The sequence below is a fragment of the Cognatundibacterium luofuense genome (assembly GCF_018139685.1).
GTDB classification, from domain to species: Bacteria; Pseudomonadota; Gammaproteobacteria; order Burkholderiales; family Burkholderiaceae_D; genus Undibacterium; species Undibacterium luofuense.
Map to the genome: position 1 here is coordinate 293,446 of NZ_JAGSPN010000003.1, position 18,115 is coordinate 311,560.

At 52.9% G+C, this 18,115-nt stretch carries 14 protein-coding genes; 8 read left to right on the plus strand and 6 right to left on the minus strand.

From position 1 onward, the window contains the following. Positions 1–120: 120 nt before the first annotated feature. From KDM89_RS06630 to KDM89_RS06650, 5 genes are all read right to left on the minus strand, one after another. Positions 121–1,269, minus strand: a complete 1,149-nt coding sequence (locus KDM89_RS06630; RefSeq protein ID WP_212687145.1) for a sialidase family protein — start codon at positions 1,267–1,269, stop codon at positions 121–123. A 288-nt stretch (positions 1,270–1,557) separates the two neighbouring features. Continuing rightward, positions 1,558–2,580 carry an SIS domain-containing protein gene (locus KDM89_RS06635; protein WP_212687146.1) on the minus strand — a complete coding sequence of 341 codons (1,023 nt, stop codon included), beginning with the start codon at positions 2,578–2,580 and terminating at the stop codon, positions 1,558–1,560. Continuing rightward, positions 2,564–3,670: an N-acetylglucosamine-6-phosphate deacetylase gene (nagA, locus tag KDM89_RS06640; protein WP_212687147.1), complete on the minus strand. Its 1,107-nt coding sequence runs from the start codon at positions 3,668–3,670 to the stop codon at positions 2,564–2,566. The genes KDM89_RS06635 and nagA overlap by 17 nt, the downstream gene beginning before the upstream one ends. Before the next feature lie 178 nt (positions 3,671–3,848). Then, positions 3,849–5,009, minus strand: a complete 1,161-nt coding sequence (locus tag KDM89_RS06645; protein WP_329604626.1) for an N-acetylneuraminate epimerase — start codon at positions 5,007–5,009, stop codon at positions 3,849–3,851. 89 nt (positions 5,010–5,098) lie between these two features. After that, on the minus strand, positions 5,099–6,235 hold the full coding sequence (locus tag KDM89_RS06650) for a porin (RefSeq protein ID WP_212687149.1): 1,137 nt from the start codon (positions 6,233–6,235) through the stop codon (positions 5,099–5,101). A 1,008-nt stretch (positions 6,236–7,243) separates the two neighbouring features. Here KDM89_RS06650 and KDM89_RS06655 point away from each other — a divergent pair. The 5 genes from KDM89_RS06655 (at position 7,244) to KDM89_RS06675 (ending at position 14,226) form a co-directional block, all read left to right on the plus strand. After that, positions 7,244–8,773 (plus strand): S41 family peptidase, encoded by a 1,530-nt coding sequence (locus KDM89_RS06655; RefSeq protein ID WP_212687150.1) that lies wholly within the window; start codon positions 7,244–7,246, stop codon positions 8,771–8,773. 320 nt (positions 8,774–9,093) lie between these two features. After that, positions 9,094–10,869: a DUF418 domain-containing protein gene (locus KDM89_RS06660; RefSeq protein WP_212687151.1), complete on the plus strand. Its 1,776-nt coding sequence runs from the start codon at positions 9,094–9,096 to the stop codon at positions 10,867–10,869. A gap of 194 nt (positions 10,870–11,063) precedes the next feature. Continuing rightward, on the plus strand, positions 11,064–12,020 hold the full coding sequence (locus KDM89_RS06665; RefSeq protein WP_212687205.1) for a DMT family transporter: 957 nt from the start codon (positions 11,064–11,066) through the stop codon (positions 12,018–12,020). 296 nt (positions 12,021–12,316) lie between these two features. Further along, the gene (locus tag KDM89_RS06670) at positions 12,317–13,246 is read left to right on the plus strand and encodes a lipase family alpha/beta hydrolase (RefSeq protein ID WP_212687152.1); all 930 of its coding nucleotides are present in this window, start codon (positions 12,317–12,319) and stop codon (positions 13,244–13,246) included. Beyond that, positions 13,246–14,226: a lipase secretion chaperone gene (locus KDM89_RS06675; protein ID WP_212687153.1), complete on the plus strand. Its 981-nt coding sequence runs from the start codon at positions 13,246–13,248 to the stop codon at positions 14,224–14,226. The genes KDM89_RS06670 and KDM89_RS06675 overlap by 1 nt, the downstream gene beginning before the upstream one ends. Positions 14,227–14,321: 95 nt before the next feature. Here the strand turns inward: KDM89_RS06675 and KDM89_RS06680 are convergent, their stop codons facing one another. Next, a complete protein-coding gene (locus tag KDM89_RS06680) occupies positions 14,322–14,588 on the minus strand; it encodes a cystatin family protein (protein ID WP_212687154.1) in 267 nt (88 codons plus the stop codon). Positions 14,589–14,884: 296 nt separating this feature from the next. Between KDM89_RS06680 and KDM89_RS06685 the strand changes: the two genes are divergently transcribed. Genes KDM89_RS06685 through KDM89_RS06695 form a run of 3 tightly spaced genes read left to right on the plus strand, consistent with a single transcriptional unit; the run spans position 14,885 to position 18,043 of the window. After that, entirely contained in the window at positions 14,885–16,099 is a 1,215-nt protein-coding gene (locus tag KDM89_RS06685) for an efflux RND transporter periplasmic adaptor subunit (protein ID WP_212687155.1), read from the plus strand. Between the two features lie 11 nt (positions 16,100–16,110). Then, entirely contained in the window at positions 16,111–17,325 is a 1,215-nt protein-coding gene (locus KDM89_RS06690) for an ABC transporter permease (protein ID WP_212687156.1), read from the plus strand. Positions 17,326–17,335: 10 nt separating this feature from the next. After that, positions 17,336–18,043, plus strand: a complete 708-nt coding sequence (locus tag KDM89_RS06695; protein ID WP_212687157.1) for an ABC transporter ATP-binding protein — start codon at positions 17,336–17,338, stop codon at positions 18,041–18,043. Positions 18,044–18,115: the final 72 nt, after the last annotated feature.

Sequence of the window (18,115 nt, forward strand, 5' to 3'; positions counted from 1 at the left end):
CAGTTCTCAAAAACTGAGCGGGTTTTTTTATTGCGAAAATAAAAAAACGGACAAAGCCCAGTCAAGCTTTGTCCGTAACCCACTTTGGAGAAGTTGGGGTAAAAGGGATAAAAAGGAAAATTACTTAATAATCATGTTTAAAGGAAGGCGCATAAAGCGGATGCCGTTGCCGCCGTTTTCATAAATGATGCCGACATTGTTTGCATCCACCAGTGTCAGATCGCTGTATGCGGAAGCGCCGGAAGTAATCAGAATCGAATATGGCCAGGTTTTGCCGTCATCGGCACTGGCGCGTATGGTCAGGTTAGAGCGGCTGGTCGTCGAGGCGGGATTAGCGTGCAGCAGGTATTTTTTGCCATTCCAGACTATGTTCAGCAAACTGCCTTCGCAGACGGGATCAATCAGATTCTGATCCGGCGCTGCTGTTGCAAAATTCTGGCCGCCGTCAGCACTGCTGGCAACGATACGGCGTTTGCTGACACCACTCTGATCGCGGCTGTTCAGCATGACCATTGTGTCACTGAGTTCTGCCGCAGTAGATTCATTCGCGCCCGGATAGGAAGCAGGATTGCCGATTTTAAACGTATCGCCATGATCATCGCTGTAAAACACATAGGCACGGCCATCGGCGTATCCGGCTAAAGGAGGTCCGGCAGTGAAGTTACCCGGAACGATCAGACGTCCGCTTGAGTGCTGTAAGCCATGACCCGGCCCCATCGCCAGCGTGCGCCAGCCAGCCGGATTGTTGTACGGAGCTTGTCCCATTTTGGCGGTTTGCGCGGTGATATTGCGTGGCGTGTCCCAGGTCAGGCCATTGTCGACAGAAGTGACAACATATTGCTCGCGTGAACCTTTACCGCCATTGCGCAGCGTGCTTTCTGAGACATTGCCGGTGTTATAAAACAAAAACAGACGGCCATTCGGATAGCGCGGATCTTTCATATCCAGCAAAGGAACGGCATTGCCGGCCTGTACTGTACCGTTACGGGCAACGACGGTTTGTGCAGACCATGTTGTACCGCCATCTGTACTGCGTTTCATGACGATCTGGATATTGCCAAAGTCGGCGCAGCCGGACGGGCGACCTTCGCTGAACGCCAGTATTTCGCCGTTCGGTAATGTGATAGTTGCCGGAATCCGGTAGCAACCATAACTGGCATCCGATGCCGGAAATGGTGTGCTGGCCGGAATACCGGCTAAGGCATTCAGACTGGTGCAGGCAGTTGCCAGCAGCATGGTGATTGCCGGAATAGTCATCTGAAATTTCATTGTTGTCTCCTCCCCCTGACTTGCGGGATGCGTTAGATATAGCCCATACCTCCGTACAGCGATATTGTCCTGATGGGCAAAGGACAAAATTCTGCATATTTTGTTGTCAGCAAATTCTGTTTTTGTTGTATTGCGCAAACAGTAAAAACGGAAATTGTCTTTATGGATATTGGTTTTATAAACAGGCAGTGTGCAGCGGGAGTGATGTGCTGAGCTCTTCCTTTCACCTGTGACAGGAGAAATGTTTCCTGTCACAGGTGAGAAGACAATGCACGCATCGTTGCCGTTTTAAACGGTCTTGGTAATTTTTTTCAGATAGGCCGGTGCATCCGGATTCATGCCACGGGCAATCGCAAGGGATTCCACCATCAGATAAAAGCTTTGAATCGCCGTCACCGGATCAAGATGCAGATCATCGGTGCAGATCAGATCGAGATCGCGGTCAGCAATATCTTCAGGCGCTGCCAGCAATACCTGCGCACCACGTTCACGCATATCACCTGCAAAGCGCAGGCAATCCGCTTGTTCAGGCCCGCGCAGCGCGAGTACCAGTACAGGATAACCGGGCTGTATCACTTGCATAGGACCGTGCCGGACTTCCGCGCTGGAGAACGCTTCTGCCTGTATGCCGCAAGTTTCTTTCAGTTTCAGCGCGCATTCGCGTGCGATGGTTTCACCCAGTCCGCGGCCAATGACATAGGCTTTGTCTGCGCTTTTCAGAGTAGTGATTGCGGTTTGCCACGGGTTATTGCAAGCAGCTTTCAGTTTTTCCGGCAGAGTTTGCAAGGCATTGATAAGGCTGGCATCGTCGCTGGCATAGGCCACAAATCGCGCCGTCGCCGTCAGCGATGCGATGAAGCTTTTGCTGGCTGCAACGCTTTGCTCAATGCCGGCGCACAGCGGTATATGCCACTCCGCGACTTGCTCCAGTGCCGAATGTGGCAGATTGGTCAGGCTGACGGTGCGTGCGCCTTGCTGGCGTAACTGGCTGATGCTGGTGATCAGATCCGGACTGGCGCCGGATTGCGAAATCGCAAATGCCCATTGCTTTTGCACCGGAAACTGCGTCTGATGCAGTGTCATCAGTGATGGCGGCAGCGACAGTACCGGACGTTTCAGTTTCAGCATCGCCAGATAAGCAAAGTAAGCAGCGGCATGATCGGAACTGCCGCGTGCGATGGTGATCAGGTAACCCGGCGGGCACTGATGATAAGCCGCGCATAAGTCGCGTAATGCTTCGCTGGTGGTTTCACCCTGAAACTGCACCACGTCCGGTGCACTCAGCGCCTCTTGTTTAAGCAGCGAGCTCAATATCTTCTCCTTCGACCCAGACTTGCCGGATCTGTAAATCATTGTCCAGCACCACCAGATCAGCCATCATGCCTGCGGCCAGCTGGCCGCGGTCAGTCAGACCCAGATAGTGGGCAGGGCGTAAAGACAGGCAATCGGATGCGGTTTGCAAAGGCAGACCGATCTTCACCAGATTGCGTAAAGCCTGATCCATGGTCAGGCAGGAACCGGCCAGCGTGCCGTCTTTCAGACGCACACCGCCCATACATTTGTGAACCTGATGGCTGCCGAGTAAATACGTACCATCCGGCATACCGGTAGCAGCAGTCGCATCACTGACGCCGTACAGACCCGGAATGCTGCGCAGCGCAGCCAGCATGGCGCCCGGATGTACGTGCAGCAAATCCGGGATAATTTCGGCGTATTCGGCATGCGCCAGCGCAGCGCCAACGATGCCGGGTTCGCGATGATGCAAGCCACTCATCGCGTTAAATAAATGGGTAAATCCGCTGACACCTTGTTCCAGCGCGCGTTTACCTTGCTCGTAACTGCCATTACTGTGTCCGATTTGCAGGCGTATACCGGCGCTGCTCAGCTCTTTCAGCAAAGCTTCATTGCTCAGCATTTCGGGAGCCAGCGTCAGAATTTTGATTGGAGCCAGTGCGCATAATTCACGGATGCGACTGGCATCGGCATGCTGAATCTGATCCGGTTGCGCGCCGAGCTTCACGCGGTTCAGATACGGACCTTCCAGATGCACGCCGAGAATCCGGGCACTTTGCGGGCGGCGCGCATCGCATAAAGGGGCAATGGCACTCAGCACTTGCTTCAAATCTTCATGCGCGGCACTGACTGTGGTGGCAACCAGTGAGGTGGTGCCAAAACGGGCATGGGTGCGGCAAATGGTGTTTGCGGCTTGCGCACCTTCCATCAGATCTGCACCACCGCCGCCATGCACATGCAGATCAATGAAACCGGGCAGTATCAGCCGGTCCGGTACCTGATCCGCCGGTAAGCGGGTGATGCCGGTAATACGGCCGTCGGCTCCGGTGTGTAAGCGGCCGGGCAGCATTCCCTCGCGGGTATAGAGATTGCCTTCGATGGTACGCATAGCGGGAAAAAATCAGAAAATTCAGACAGTTCAGAAACGGGTGCGCAGAAAAAAACGTGGTGCGTGTGCGCCGCATCACGCACCACGAAACTCGCAGCACCCAACCTACTCAGGGTTCGTTCACAACAGTGTGTTTGAAAGACGGATGAAGATGACGACTGCCTGACCCATGAAGTGATCAGCGCACGATCTCAACTTGCTGGCCTTTCATGCGCAGCAGAAACACATCTGCACTGGCTGCACCGCCTTGCAATTCACCACCGACAATCAGCACACCGTCATCTAGCTGAAACGCTGAGCCATAGCCCATCGCCACCGGCAGTTTGCCTGCCAGTTTCCACTGACCTTTGCTGTAGCTGTAGATTTCATCGCGCCAGGTTTTCTTCAATCCTTTGTGTGCAAAGTTTTCACCTGCACTGAATTGCTTCCATGCACCGGGGAAGTTTGCACCGCCAGCGACCAGCAGCGTCCCTTGCGCATAACCGGCAAATGCACCTGCAGGGCCTTCCTGCGCTTCATTGGCAGAAACGGAAGGCAGGGTTTGCTGCGCTTTCCATTCCAGCTTGCCGTCTTTCAGAATCACGGTTTTACTTTCACGGGAACGCAAACCGGGTTTGATTTCACCGCCGGTAATCGTGATCGTATTGCCACTGACTGCCAGTGCCGCACCAACGGTACCCGGATTCGGATCAATGCCTAAAAAGCGCCACTGATTGGTGCTGGTGTTATAGGCCAGCACATAGCGATTGAATAAATAGTCAGCCGGTTTGCGATCGAAATAATGCTGCGCGACTGCATCCTGCTTTTCTTTCTGACCGCCGGAATGCACGAAATAATCAAGGAAATAACCGTTGAAAATTTGCTGATTCACACCGCCAAAGAAAATCACTTCATCTTTGCTGACGACCGCAGAACTTGCCAGCAAGCCAACCGGTGTGCGGGTCGGCAGTTTTTCCCAGCGGTCTTCTTTGATCAGATAACGATAGACCGTATCAAACATTTGCAAATGTTTATCTGCAGGATCGGCTTTGCCTTGTCCGGCAAATACATAGACCGCGTCGCCAACCGTGACCGAGGTGGCAGCATCACGCGGCTGATCAGGAAACTCTGCCAGCGCGGTCCATTTCAATTCTTTTTCAGATAAATCCAGTTTGTACCAGGCTTTGCCTGCAGTACCCAGACCCGCATAAATCACATTACCGGCTTTCGCACCAGCCGTCATTTTGGCTGGCACCGGGAAAGCCGGATAGTGTGCATCGGCTGCCAGCACGGGCAGGGCGGTTTGCGACATGACAGCGGCGAGCACAGAACTCATAAATACTTTCTTCATTGCCTTCATCTCCACAGGGAATGGCGATCAATGGAAAACTGCAATCAGCTTGATGCCTTGATCAATGCGGAGCGCGTTGCTGCGCTCCGAGTCATACATCAGAAGTTGCTGGTAAAGCCGACACGCAATTCAGTGAATTTTTCGCCGGTCGCCCATTTGCGGTACATAGGACGCGCCCACAGCGTAGTTGCGCCATGTGGCTCGCCGATATTGAACTTGTAACCCAGTTCTACGCGCACTTGCTGGAAATCGGCGGTGTTCGCGCCAATGCCATCAACCTTATGATTGATGTAGACAGGGCGCAGGTGGAAAGCCGGCGTCACTGCGATATGACCACCCAGAATCAGCTCTGTATCTTTTACGGTATTGCCTGCTGGCAGCTTGGTTTTATCCTGATTAATCAGGAAACGGACTTTATGATCGCCGACCGGCACCATCGCGCCCAGTGCCAGTTGTGTGGTGTCATACACGCCGTTACCAATCACCACGCCATCGGTGGATTTCGCACCGCTCAGATTTTGCTTCTGACCACCGAAGCTGGCATCAATACGCACCGCCGGAATTTCATAACGTGCAGCCAGTACGTAACCATTAGCACCTTTGGTGTTCGGTGCGACATTCGGTGCTGTGCCGGAAGCCAGTGTTTCATCATTAAAGCTGACGCCGTTCCAGTAATACTGGCCGCGTATCGTAGTGGTGCCTGCCAGTTTCGGGCTGGTGTAGGTCAGGGAATTGTCTGCCCAGATTGCATTCGAAATACGGGTCAGACCAGCCGGATAGCCTTTCGCAACGCCGGTACCCAGTTCACTCATTTCACCGATGTTACCGCCGGAAGCATACGGGTCCATGATGTTGATATACGTGTCTACCCACTGACGACCAAAGCGGAACTTACCGAATTCATTGCTGTTCAGCGCGCCCCATGCCTCGCGGTTACCGACAGAATTGGTCCAGCTAGGATTCGCATCGCCGGATACCAGTTTGGTCGACACAAAAATTTCTGTCGTGAACATGCTGGTCTTCAGCGGCAGCTGACTGCCCAGTTCCAGCAACAAGCCCGGATGGCTGCGCTGGCGGTGCTGATTGTCACCTTGCTCTTTCACACCGGCGCGGTCACTGATCGAATATTCAAACTGGCCAAACACAGTGAACGGCAGATTCAGGTCCGCTGCCAGTGCGGATGTGGAACTCAGTGCAAGGATACTGCTGCAAATCAGCTTACGCTTCAGATTCATGGTCACTCCTCTAGGTTCAGAATTCATTGTTAGTGTGTTCAAGATCAGTCTCCGGCTCGTCCTGCAGCAGCAAACTGTGAAACCAGTGTACAGATATATGACATCTAATGTCAAACAACAAGAAATGCGATGTTGCGAAATTCCGCCACTCACCGTGGTAAATCCGCATCGTACATGCCGAAATAGTCAAAACTTCATGCAATTTCGCTCATAAGTCATGAAATTTCGCCAATAAATGCCCGTCAAAGCACGGCATCTGGCACGTAAATCGCCGATTCACATAGAAACCGGCTCACCGCCAGTGCCATACAGGACATCCATTTGCCGATGGCGCCGGATGGCAAGTCAGATCAGTTCGGGGGGCGTATCAGAAAAACAAGGGGAAGGCAGTCGCCGGAAGACGGGCATGCAGAAGCTGCAGAGGTAAGAAATGCATGCCGCCGTGGCAGGTAATCCGGGATATGGCAGGACGGTGTGAGTAGCATGATACGGACAAACGCTGTGCAAATATCGTCATTTGCTATTTCCGGAGCCCCGGACTTTCTGCCGACGACCGCCGGATCGCTGTGCTGAACACCGCATTTGAGGCATTTTGTGTCGAAACTTTGCTCTTTATCTCAGCCGAAAGGTCTAGTGCGTGTGATGGCGAAGGGAGCTGTACGGCAGTGTCTGTTCGAAATAAAGAAATTGTCCCCCCGTACATTTTTTTATAGATGCGGCGTATTTCAATTTAAGTTTCAGTTAATAGTGCATATAGAGCGATATAATTATCTTCTTCACCACATTTGCTTTTTAAGCAGTCCTGCTCTTGTCCCGCTGTATATCCCGACCGTTACCAATTTCATTCTTATGCAAATAAAATTATTACCTGTGCTGTTAATGAGTTGCATTATCGTTGCAATGCCGTTGCCCATATTCGCTGCTGATATACAAAAAGCAGAACTGCAGTTTGCGCATACCGCCGCCGAAAATGAAGTACTTGGTCTAAATGCGGCTCAAAAAAATGACATGACGACTGCGCAGCTATATTTCAGTAAAGCTTATGAAATTGATCCGTCGATGTTCACTTCCGCCCGTTTTGCGGCGGTGATTGCCGCCGAAACAGGGCAAACTGACGCGGCCTTTGCCTGGCTGGAACGGGCATATCAGGCGAAGATGACGAATGTGAATCAGATTCGCAACAGCAAGAATTTTGAAAAACTGCACGCTGATCCGCGCTGGGCGCCGCTGGTGAAAAAATTTGAAGCAGCAGAGCAAGCGGAAAAAGAGTTCTGGAACGGCAAACAATGGACAGGCAGCTATAAAGCGAAACTGAGTGAAGATGAGCGTGTGGCAGGCCTGTCCAAAGTCTGGTCAGAAATCAAATTCAACTTTGCATTCCCGGAAAAACTGCAGTCGCTGCAATGGGATCAGCTGTACTTACAATATCTGCCGAAGGTGCGTGCGGCAAAAGACAATGTCGCGTATTACCAAACGCTGATGGAAATGGTGGCGCTTCTGAAAGACGGGCATACCAATGTATATCCGCCGGACGAAGAACTGGATATGTTTTATGCCAAGCCGAAGATTCTGACGGAGCTGGTTGAAGGCAAGGTGATCCTGCGTCAGGTCGGGGATGCACAGTTACAAAAGGCCGGGATCAGCGCCGGTGACGAAGTGCTGGCCGTCAATGGCTTACCGGTGCGTTTGTATATGGAGAAAAACATAGCGCCTTTTGTCTCTTCCCCGACGCCGCAAGATATGGATGTTCGCCTGTATCAATACGGTTTTTTGATTGGCAAAGCAGGCGAGAGCCTGACGCTGACGCTGACGCTGCAAAAGCAAAGCGGTGAAACCGTGACGCAAGCGGTAAAACGTGCACCGTATAAAGACCGCTTATCGTCCGGCGATGCCAATTATGAGCTGGTGATGCGCGATGATGGCATTGCCGTCGTCACGCTGGGAAGTTTTGGAAATTTTGAAGTGGCCAAGGCATTTATCGATGATTTCAGCAAAATTTCCAGCGCCAAAGCGCTGATACTGGATGTGCGTGCCAACGGTGGCGGTAGTGGCAATGTTGGTTTTGAAATCCTGCGCACGCTGGCAAATGGCAGTTTTACAGCTGCAAGAGCGACGGTCCGGAATTACCGTGCCGCATCCCGCATTCATAACAATGTCAACAAGGAATACACCTACCCGCAGTTGACCATTTCTCCGAATCCGACGCTGCATTTTAATGGTCCTGTGGTCGTGCTGGCTGGCGGCCAAACCTTTTCTGCCGCGGAAGATTTTGTCGTCGCCTTTAAAAACATGAAGCGCGGCAAAGTGATTGGTGGACTGACAGCAGGCAGTACCGGCCAGCCACTGGGCTTTACCTTGCCGGGAGGCGGTGAGGCACGTGTTTGTACCAAGAATGACAGTTTTCCCGATGGTACGGCATTTGTCGGCACCGGTATTGTTCCGGACATTTCATCGTTCCAGACGCTGAAAGACCTGCGCCAGAAAACCGATACGGTACTCGAACGCGCCGTGGCGGAGTTAACAGCGCAGATGAAGTAAAGAAAGCGCGCAGAAACGATGGATGTAATCAGCCGTTTGCAGGGGATGCCTGCAAACGGCTGTTCATTTTGACGGATGAGCAGCCTGTATCCCCGCGTGTTGATTGTGCAAATATCGTCATTTGCTATTTCAGGAAGCCCGGACTTTCTGCCGACGACCGCCAGATCGCTGTGCTGAACACCGCATTTGAGGCATTTTTTGCCCTAAGCTATGCGCTACAGGAAATGGCGCTTCAACTTCAGTCGTGGAATCATTGAATTTTTTAAGCCTGATATCGTGCAGGCTACAGGTATTCTTTTGTGAGTTTTGAGAAAAATTTTATGCAGTCAGATGTTAATAACGTGATGGCGGATATTTCTGAATCACAGTTGCAGCAAAAACAGGTAGTACAGCATCAAACCGAGACGGAGACGCAAGTTCAGCCGGTTCAACAAAAATCCCCGATGACGCCAATCGCCAGCAACGAGCGTATTGAAGTGCTGGATGTGATACGCGGATTTGCGCTGATCGGTATTTTTCTGATGAATATCGAGTTTTTTAACCGCAGTACGTACGAAATTGGTGAAGGTATTCCGCATGGTTTAGCAGGACTGAACTGGCTGGCGGCTGTTGGTATTCAGTATTTTGTCACGGGCAAATTCTGGACCATATTTTCTGTCCTGTTTGGTATGGGGTTTGCTGTGATGCTGACCCGTGCGCAAGCCAGCGGCAGTGAATTCTTAAAACCATATATCCGACGGGTTGCTGCGCTGGCGGTGTTTGGTATCTTGCATAACACTTTTTTGTGGTCCTGCGATATTTTGTACTGCTACGCCGTAACTGCCAGTATGTTATTACTGATTTTATTTGCGTCAGTCAGGGTCTTTGTATCAGGTACGGTGTTATTCGGCGTAATTGCTTTCTTTCCCGCTATGAGCGCTTTCTTCAGTATTGCCGCCGTATTTGCGCTGGCAGCCTGGATCGCTTTGTATTTACGCAATGAAAGGGGCATCGTACATGGCTTTTATGCGGTTAGTGCTTCTTTATTAATGGTAGTCGCGGGAGGAATTGCAGCGTTCACAGAAAAAAAAGATGTCGCGCTGATCGTATTGCTGATTGCTGTATTTGGTTTTGTCTTGAGCTATGTACTGAAGCGCTTTCATCGCAAGCCGGAACAAAGGCCACTTGCCGTTGGCGTGATTTATTATCTCAGTATCTTCGTGGTTGCCGTTGCAATGTCTGCGTATCAGTATGTTACCGTCGATCAAACGGAGACCGTTACATCCCGGATTCATCAGAATTCTCAAAACGATCAAAAGACAGCAGCGGCAGACATGGCCAGTGCTGCAGGATCAGCCAAGCCTGCGCAGAAAACTGAAGATAAGAAAACACTGAAAAATCCGGAAAAGAAGCAACAGAACAGTAGCGATAAGGGGGATGACCAAAGTGATGATTCTGATGAAGAAGTCCGGCTTGTTCAGATTAACGCATATATTGAGTTAGTTAAGTTTCGTGCATACGAATTTGCGGATAATTATGGCGGACGAATTTGGGCGTCGCTTACTGTGATTGCCCTGTTCTTGATCGGATTCGGTCTCATGCGTCTGGGTGTGATGGAGAATACGGGAGCTTATTTATCGCAGTTTAAAAAAATGGCATGGACAGGCATTCCGGTCGGATGGAGTATAGGACTAGCGTCTGCTTACTTTGCAACAGAACACTTTCCCGGGAAAAATGACGAAGCATTCAGTCTGAGCACTAGCATGCGGGATCTCAGCGATTTACCCGGCTGCTTAGGCTATCTCTCACTGCTGGTGTGTTTAATGCACACTCGCTGTGCCAGGTACTTACGGCATTTAGCACCATACGGACGCATGGCGCTGACCAATTATTTAGGGCAAAGTCTGATCGCCAGTACGGTGTTTTACGGCTACGGTCTGGGCTGGTATGGCATGGAGCGCGCCAAGCAGGTGGTATTTGTGTTTGCCGTCGCCCTGCTGCAAATCGCTTTCAGTCACTGGTGGCTGGCACGTTTCCGTTACGGGCCGATGGAATGGGTATGGCGTGCCATTACTTACCGGACCTTGCCTGAGAACCGGATAAGGCGCACATCCTGATCTATCGGCTGTGCAAATATCGTCATCTGCTATTTCCGGAAGCCCTGACTTTCTGCCGACGACCGCCGGATCGCTGTGCTGAACACCGCATTTGAGCCATTTTTTGCTTGAAAACCGGTTTTGCTGGCGGTTTTGCGGGGGCTTCTGGTATGTTGGGGGATTGTGCCTGCGGGCAGGCTGATGGCGGAGAGGGTATGGCGGCGGGGATAGGGTTTGCGCTGATTGCAGGGATGTTGTGGGGGCTGGTATTTATTGCGCCGCTGATGCTGGCGGAGTATCCGGCAATGTTGTTGTCTGCGGGACGCTATCTGGCCTTCGGGTTGATTGCACTGCCGCTGGGCTGGCTGGACCGGCACAATCTGCGTCGTTTGTCGGCAGCAGACTGGCGCGAGGCGCTGAAGCTGGCGCTGGTGGGCAATCTGCTGTACTACCTGTGTCTGGCCAGCGCGATTCAGCGTGCGGGTGGCGCATTGCCGACCATGATCATCGGTACCTTGCCGGTGGTGATTGCGATTACTGCGAACCGGCGTAATGTGCAGCGCGACGGGCAGTTGCCGTGGCGTTTGCTGGCGTTTCCGCTGGTGCTGATCCTGAGCGGCATTTTGCTGGTCAATCATGCGGAAATGCAGGGCATGCAGCAGACTGGCGAATGGTCGCTGCAAACCTATGGCAGTGGCGTTTTGCTGGCGTGTCTGGCGGTGGCGTGCTGGACCTGGTATCCGGTGCGCAATGCAGACTGGCTGCGTAATCATCCTGACCGCAGCCCGCGCTCATGGGCGACGGCGCAAGGTTTGATGACGTTGCCACTGTCGGCCATCCTGATGGCGGGTATCGGTTTGCTGCCGGAAAGCGGCGGCGTGGCATTTCCGTTCGGCCCGACGCCGCAGAAATTCATTCTGCTGATGCTGGCGATGGGCTTGTTAGCATCGTGGCTGGGCACCTTGTGCTGGAACGAAGCGAGCCAGCGTTTGCCAACTGCGCTGGCGGGCCAACTGATTGTGTTTGAGACCCTGTTTGCGTTGCTGTACGCCTTTGTGTTGCGTGGTGAATTTCCGCCTTTGCAGATACTGGCCGGTATCGCATTGCTGGTATCCGGTGTGATTCTGGCGGTGCGGATACGCCCGGTCGGTGCGGTGGAATCGGCACATTAATCAGTAAGTCATCAGAGAATAGGGTTGTTGCACTGCAAATAACGCCGGATTGCTGAAATATTCAGCATTTCCGGCGTTTTTGCTATGTATTCCGGGTAGATTCTGTTGCGATGCAAAATCTTTTAACGTCGCTTAAATCACATTGAATGTCGCGTAAACATCAGTTAAATCCAGATTAAATACTCTAAAAACACGCCGAAAACCGAATGAGATGTCACACTGGCAACGGGGACTTCTATACTCACTGCAGCGTCACTTTGCAGTCCGTATCTACCCATAATAACCAGGAGACACCCATGCAAGTTCGTCGTATCGCAGCACTGTTGCTGGCCGCCAGCGCCACCTTGACCGCAGCACAGACTCAGGCAGCAGCTTACACCCAGACCCGTTATCCGATTGTGCTGGTGCACGGTTTGTTTGGCTTCGATAACATCGGGCCGGTCGAATATTTTTACGGCATTCCGTCCGCACTGCGTTCCGGCGGCGCAACGGTGTACACGCCGCAAGTGTCGGCGGCTAACAGCACCGAAGTGCGGGGCGAACAGCTCTTGCTGGAAGTAAAAAAAATCGTCGCGGTCACCGGTAAACCGAAAGTGAATCTGATTGGTCACAGCCACGGTGGGCCAACTATTCGGTATGTGGCTTCTGTGAGGCCGGATCTGGTGGCGTCGGCAACCTCGGTCGCGGGTGTGAATAAGGGTTCTGCCGTGGCGGATATTCTGCTGGGCATCGCGCCTCCGGGTAGTTTGTCACGCGATGTGATTACCACTATCGCAACCGGACTTGGTAAATTGCTGTCGCTGCTGTCCGGTAGTTCCACATTGCCGCAAAACTCTCTGGCTGCTGCGCAATCTTTATCGACGGCGGGTTCGGCAAAATTCAATGCTGCGCATCCGGCTGGTTTGCCAACAACGGCTTGCGGGGAAGGCGCCTATCAGGTCAATGGCGTTGCATATTTTTCGTGGAGCGGTGCGTCGAATTACACCAATGTGCTGGACATTCTGGACCCCGCGCTAGCAGTGACAGGGCTGGCATTTGGTGGCGCGAAAAACGACGGTCTGGTTTCTTCGTGCTCCAGCCATCTGGGTAAAGTGATCCGCGATGATTATGCGATGAACCATGCGGATGAAATCAATCAGAGCGTAGGCATTGTGAATCTGTTTGAAGTAAATCCGGTGTCGGTGTTCCGTCAGCACGCCAACCGTCTGCAGGGCATGGGCCTGTAATGCGCAGCTTGCCGGTATTGCCCGCTGCGGCGGGCATTTTTCTGACCGTCACCGGTTTTGTCTGGTTCCTGACAGAACCGGCGGCCGGTGTGCCTGCGGCTGCGCTGAATTCTGCTTCTGCACCCGTGTTTGCACAATCCATGCAGGGAACCCGTCCTGACGGGCAACTGACGATACGGCATGATCAGTTACAGGTCGATCCGGAGTTACTGTATCTGTTCGACTATTACCTGTCTGCGCAGGGCGAAAAACCCCTGCCGCAAATTCTGGAGGCAATTCGTGCAGAATTGCGTCAGCGTTTGCAGCCTTCGTCGCAGGCACTGGCGCAGGCGGAGCAATTGCTGAACCGTTATCTGGACTATAAAAAAGCCTTGCTGGCGCTGGAAAAAGCAGAAAACTCATCAGAAACAAAACTGAACACGGCCGCCAGACTGCGGGCACGTCTGTCACGTCTGCATCAGTTGCGGGTCAGTATGTTTTCCGAGAAAGATGCGTTAGCCTTGTTTGCGCTGGAAGAAATGCGCGATGCCGATGCTGTACGGCGTATGGAAATTTTTGAAGACACTAAGCTGAGTCTTGCAGAGAAACAGCAAGCCTATGCAAGGCTGGATGCGAACTTACCGGCGCGCTTAAAAGAAGAGCGCGAAGCGCCGCAAAGGATTCAGAATGTGGAACAGCAGGTAGCGCAAATGCGTGCATCCGGTGCCAGCGAGCAGGATGTTTATCAGTTCCGCGCCATGCAATTTTCTGCTGACGCCGCGTATCGCTTACAAGAACTGGATCGCGAAGAACAACAGTGGGCAAATCGCATTCAGCTTTATCAGCAAGCCTTGCGACAGGCATTGCAATTGCCGGACGGCCCCTTGCATTTGCCAGCGGTGCTGACGCCGTCACAACAGATCGCATTGCAATCGCTGCGTAACCAGTTTTTTAGTCCGCAGGAACAGCAAAGACTGGCGGCTTACGAGGGACGCAGCTGATTTTTTCGTGGTGAGGAGAATGCCATGCGGCACACCGTACGCATGGCATCGTTCTGACTTTCAATTTCTACTGCGGATCACACGGATCACTTTGATTACACTGGCGTGATATGTGTGATGTGCGGTGCACCTTGCAGCGGCTGATAAATCTGTACGATGGCTTCCCACTGACCAATAGCAGGGCTTACCAGGGAAGCAAGGCATTTATAACGGTAATTGGTTCCGGCCACAACCTGTGTCGAAACCATTTGCGGTGTATAGCTTACACCGAGCAAGCCGTGTGTCGCTTCTACGAAAATTATCTTTTCTTCCGGTGTAACAGGACCCCAAGCAGACCAGCCGCCAACTGTGTTCGTTGTCATTGCGATGCTCCTTAAATTGGTTGAGAGAAGAGTCAGTGCGAAACAGTTCGCTAGCCGACAACATGACCATTGCAAACCTTGTGCCAGCTATGACCAACCCGTCATCAGACCCGGAGCGGGTTTGTTTTAGTGTAAAAAAGGGATTTTTTGCTTAACTGACATGTCAGTGACATGTGTTAGCCTTGTAAATTATCTCAGTTACGATCAGAGTTTCCTGCCTCATCCTTGTGTTGGCGCAAACGCCTGCTGCAGACCGCCTGAAACAATACAATCAGACTTCGCCGGAGATGCCACAGATGGAAAATACGACGACTACCCCGAAAAAAATGCGCTGGTGGTTTTTGCTGCCACCGGTGGTGCTGGTGTGTGGTGTGCTCTGGTTTAACAGCAGTCATCCGCAACAGGATGTGTACACGGTGCAGCGCAAGGATTTCATTCAGACCGTGGTCGCCAGCGGACGGGTGGAAACGCCGCACCGGATTGATCTGGGGGCGCAAATAACCGCGCAGGTTGTCAGTGTTCCTGTTGCTGAAGGTCAGCAGGTCAGCAAAGGACAGTTGCTGATTGCACTGGATGCCAGAGAAAGTGAAGCATTGCTGGCACAGGCAGAATTACAAATTGCGCAGGCCGAAGCCAGACTCAGGCAATTGCGTGAGGTGGATGCGCCGGTGGCGGAGCAAAGTCTGCGTCAGGCCATGGTCACACGCGATACGGCGCGCAACCAGCATCAGCGGCAGCAGGATTTATTCAAACGCGGATTTATCGGTCAGGCAGCGCTCGACGAATCACAAAAAAATCACGATGTGGCGGAAGCCGCTTTGCAGGTGGCAGTACGTCACGCAGCTGGCACGGCGCCGAAAGGCAGTGATACCGCACTGGCGCTGGCAGCACTGGAAACCGCGAAAGCCAGTGCTGCGGCTGCCAAAGCCCGTGTGACCTATACCCGCATTACCGCACCAGCCGATGGCGTGCTGATCGCGCGGCAGGTGGAGCCCGGTGATCTGGTGCAGGCAGGGAAATTACTGATGACCTTGTCCCCGCAGGCGATACCGCAACTGGTGGTGCAGATCGATGAAAAGAGTATGCGTCACCTGCAAATTGGGCAGGATGCACTGGCATCGCTGGATGCGTTTCCCGAACAGCGTTTTCCGGCGAAACTGGTGTACATCAATCCGGCGGTGAATGCGCAGACCGGTGCTGTGACTGTGAAGCTGGATGTATTGAAAGTACCGCCTGAAATGCGGCAGGACATGACAGCGTCGGTGGATATTCAGGTCGCCAGTCATCCGCAGGCATTACTGATTGATAGCGCCGCAATCCGGGAACCTTACAGTCGTGAACCGTCGGTGATGCTGATCAGTAACGGCAAAGCGGAAAAACGGGTGATACGGACCGGCGCCAGTGCAGGCGGGCAAACCGAAGTACTGGACGGTCTGGTGCAGGGTGATCAGGTTTTGTCTGCGCAGTCTGCGGTGAAAGCCGGTGAGCGCGTACGTGTAGCGGCGCAGTAAGCGGAGGGCACATGAAAAACTGGCTGCCGTTTGAATGGATAGTCGCGCTGCGTTTTCTGAAAGAAGGGCGCATGCAAACTGCGTTTATTATGGGCGGTATCGCCATTGGTGTGGCGGTGATTGTGTTTATGTCGGAGTTACTGATCGGTCTGCAGGGTAATTTCATCAAGCGCGTGCTGACCGGCCAATCCCATGTGCAGTTACTGAATCAGAAAGAACAGGCCAGACCGTTGCGTGAGCAGGAGGCCGCAAGTATTCAGGCACCCGTGCAAAGGGTGCGCTCCATCGACCAGTGGCAATCGGTGAAAAAAACGCTGCAGGCGATACATGGTGTGCAAGTCGTGACGCCGACTTTGTCCGGCGCGGCATTGCTGACCCGTGGTGGTGGCAGCCGTTCGGTGTCGGTGGTTGGTGTGGAAGCGGAAGATTATTTTCGTATCGTCGCCATTCCGGAAAAAATCGTCAAAGGTCAGCCGCGTTTGTGGGCCAGCGATGTGCTGATCGGTACTGATCTGGCAACGGATCTCGGCGTTTCGCTTGGCGACAAAGTCCGGCTCGATACCGGTAACGGTTCTGCGATGGTGCTGACGGTGTCCGGTATTTTTGATCTGGGCAGTCGCGGTGCTAATCAGCGCACCACTTTTGTTGCGCTGCGTACGGTGCAAAGTCTGCTCGGCTTGCCGGGCGGCGCAACCACGCTCGAAGTCACGGTCAGTGATGTCTGGGCGGCGGAAGACATGGCGCGCCAGATGACGCGCCTGACCGGCATCGAGGCTGACAGCTGGATCCATAACAACGCCCAGTTTTTTGCATCGATCAGCGCACAAACCACCGCCAATACCGCGATCCGTTTTTTTGTTGGTTTGTCGGTCGCTTTTGGTATTGCCAGCGTACTGGTGGTGTCGGTTGTTCAGAAGTCGCGCGAAATCGGGATTTTGCGGGCGATGGGGATCACGCAGGGAAAAATTCTCAGAGTATTTCTGTTGCAGGGCGGGTTGCTCGGGCTGGGTGGTTCACTGATTGGTTGTTCGCTCGGCGCTACCGGTTTGCTGCTATGGGAGCATTTTGCGCGTAATCCCGACGGCACGCCGATGTGGGTACTGGAATTTCATACGGCGCTGTTCGGTGGTGCAGTCATTCTGGCCATGCTGACCGGCTTGTTGTCTGCGCTGGCACCGGCCTTACGTGCTGCACGGCTGGACCCTGTGATTGCTATCCGCGCCTGAGAGACTGACCATGAATACGCTGCCCGATCAGAAAAACAGTGTGCCGGTGATGGAATTGTCCGGCATTCGCAAGTCCTTTAATGTCGGTACGCCGATAGAAAACGAAGTCCTGCATGGTATTGATCTGATATTGCCGCAGGGAGAGTTTTGCGCCGTGATGGGACCGTCCGGTTCTGGTAAAAGTACGCTGCTGAATATTGTCGGTTTGCTGGACAGACCTACAGCAGGTGATTTGCGTATTTTAGGCGAGTCCACCATCGCGCTGGATGATGCTGCACTGACCCATTTGCGCGGAAAAACGATCGGCTTTGTGTTTCAGTATCACCATTTAATTTCTGCGTTTACTGCTTTGGAAAATGTCATGATGCCGATGCTGGGCCAGCGCGGATTTCCGGATGATGCTATGCGCGCCCGCGCTGAATTTCTGCTGGAAAGCGTCGGTCTGACGCGCTGGAAAGATCAGCCAGCCAATCGCTTATCCGGCGGACAGCAGCAAAGGGTGGCCGTGGCACGCGCACTGGCAATGGACCCGCCATTGCTACTGGCAGATGAGCCTACCGGTAATCTGGATACGCAAAGCGCCGAGAGTGTATTTTCCATGCTGCGTGAAGTCAGCCGTGCACACGGCACCGCAATCCTGTTCGTCACTCATAACCCCGAACTGGCAGAGCGTTGTGACCGCACCGTCCGTGTGGTGGACGGGCGTTTGCAGCAGTAAACGGTAAGGCCTGAAAACACTGCAGACGACCGGAATTCACTCTAGTTCCTTGCAATTGCATTGCTGACAATG

Coding starts and splice junctions, on each gene's coding strand:
- KDM89_RS06630 (WP_212687145.1), bottom strand. CDS start 1,269: ATGAAATTTCAGATGACTATTCCGGCAATCACCATGCTGCTGGCAACT.
- nagA (WP_212687147.1), bottom strand. CDS start 3,670: ATGCGTACCATCGAAGGCAATCTCTATACCCGCGAGGGAATGCTGCCC.
- KDM89_RS06645 (WP_329604626.1), bottom strand. CDS start 5,009: ATGAAGGCAATGAAGAAAGTATTTATGAGTTCTGTGCTCGCCGCTGTC.
- KDM89_RS06650 (WP_212687149.1), bottom strand. CDS start 6,235: ATGAATCTGAAGCGTAAGCTGATTTGCAGCAGTATCCTTGCACTGAGT.
- KDM89_RS06655 (WP_212687150.1), top strand. CDS start 7,244: ATGACGACTGCGCAGCTATATTTCAGTAAAGCTTATGAAATTGATCCG.
- KDM89_RS06660 (WP_212687151.1), top strand. CDS start 9,094: ATGCAGTCAGATGTTAATAACGTGATGGCGGATATTTCTGAATCACAG.
- KDM89_RS06665 (WP_212687205.1), top strand. CDS start 11,064: ATGGCGGCGGGGATAGGGTTTGCGCTGATTGCAGGGATGTTGTGGGGG.
- KDM89_RS06670 (WP_212687152.1), top strand. CDS start 12,317: ATGCAAGTTCGTCGTATCGCAGCACTGTTGCTGGCCGCCAGCGCCACC.
- KDM89_RS06675 (WP_212687153.1), top strand. CDS start 13,246: ATGCGCAGCTTGCCGGTATTGCCCGCTGCGGCGGGCATTTTTCTGACC.
- KDM89_RS06680 (WP_212687154.1), bottom strand. CDS start 14,588: ATGACAACGAACACAGTTGGCGGCTGGTCTGCTTGGGGTCCTGTTACA.
- KDM89_RS06685 (WP_212687155.1), top strand. CDS start 14,885: ATGGAAAATACGACGACTACCCCGAAAAAAATGCGCTGGTGGTTTTTG.
- KDM89_RS06690 (WP_212687156.1), top strand. CDS start 16,111: ATGAAAAACTGGCTGCCGTTTGAATGGATAGTCGCGCTGCGTTTTCTG.
- KDM89_RS06695 (WP_212687157.1), top strand. CDS start 17,336: ATGAATACGCTGCCCGATCAGAAAAACAGTGTGCCGGTGATGGAATTG.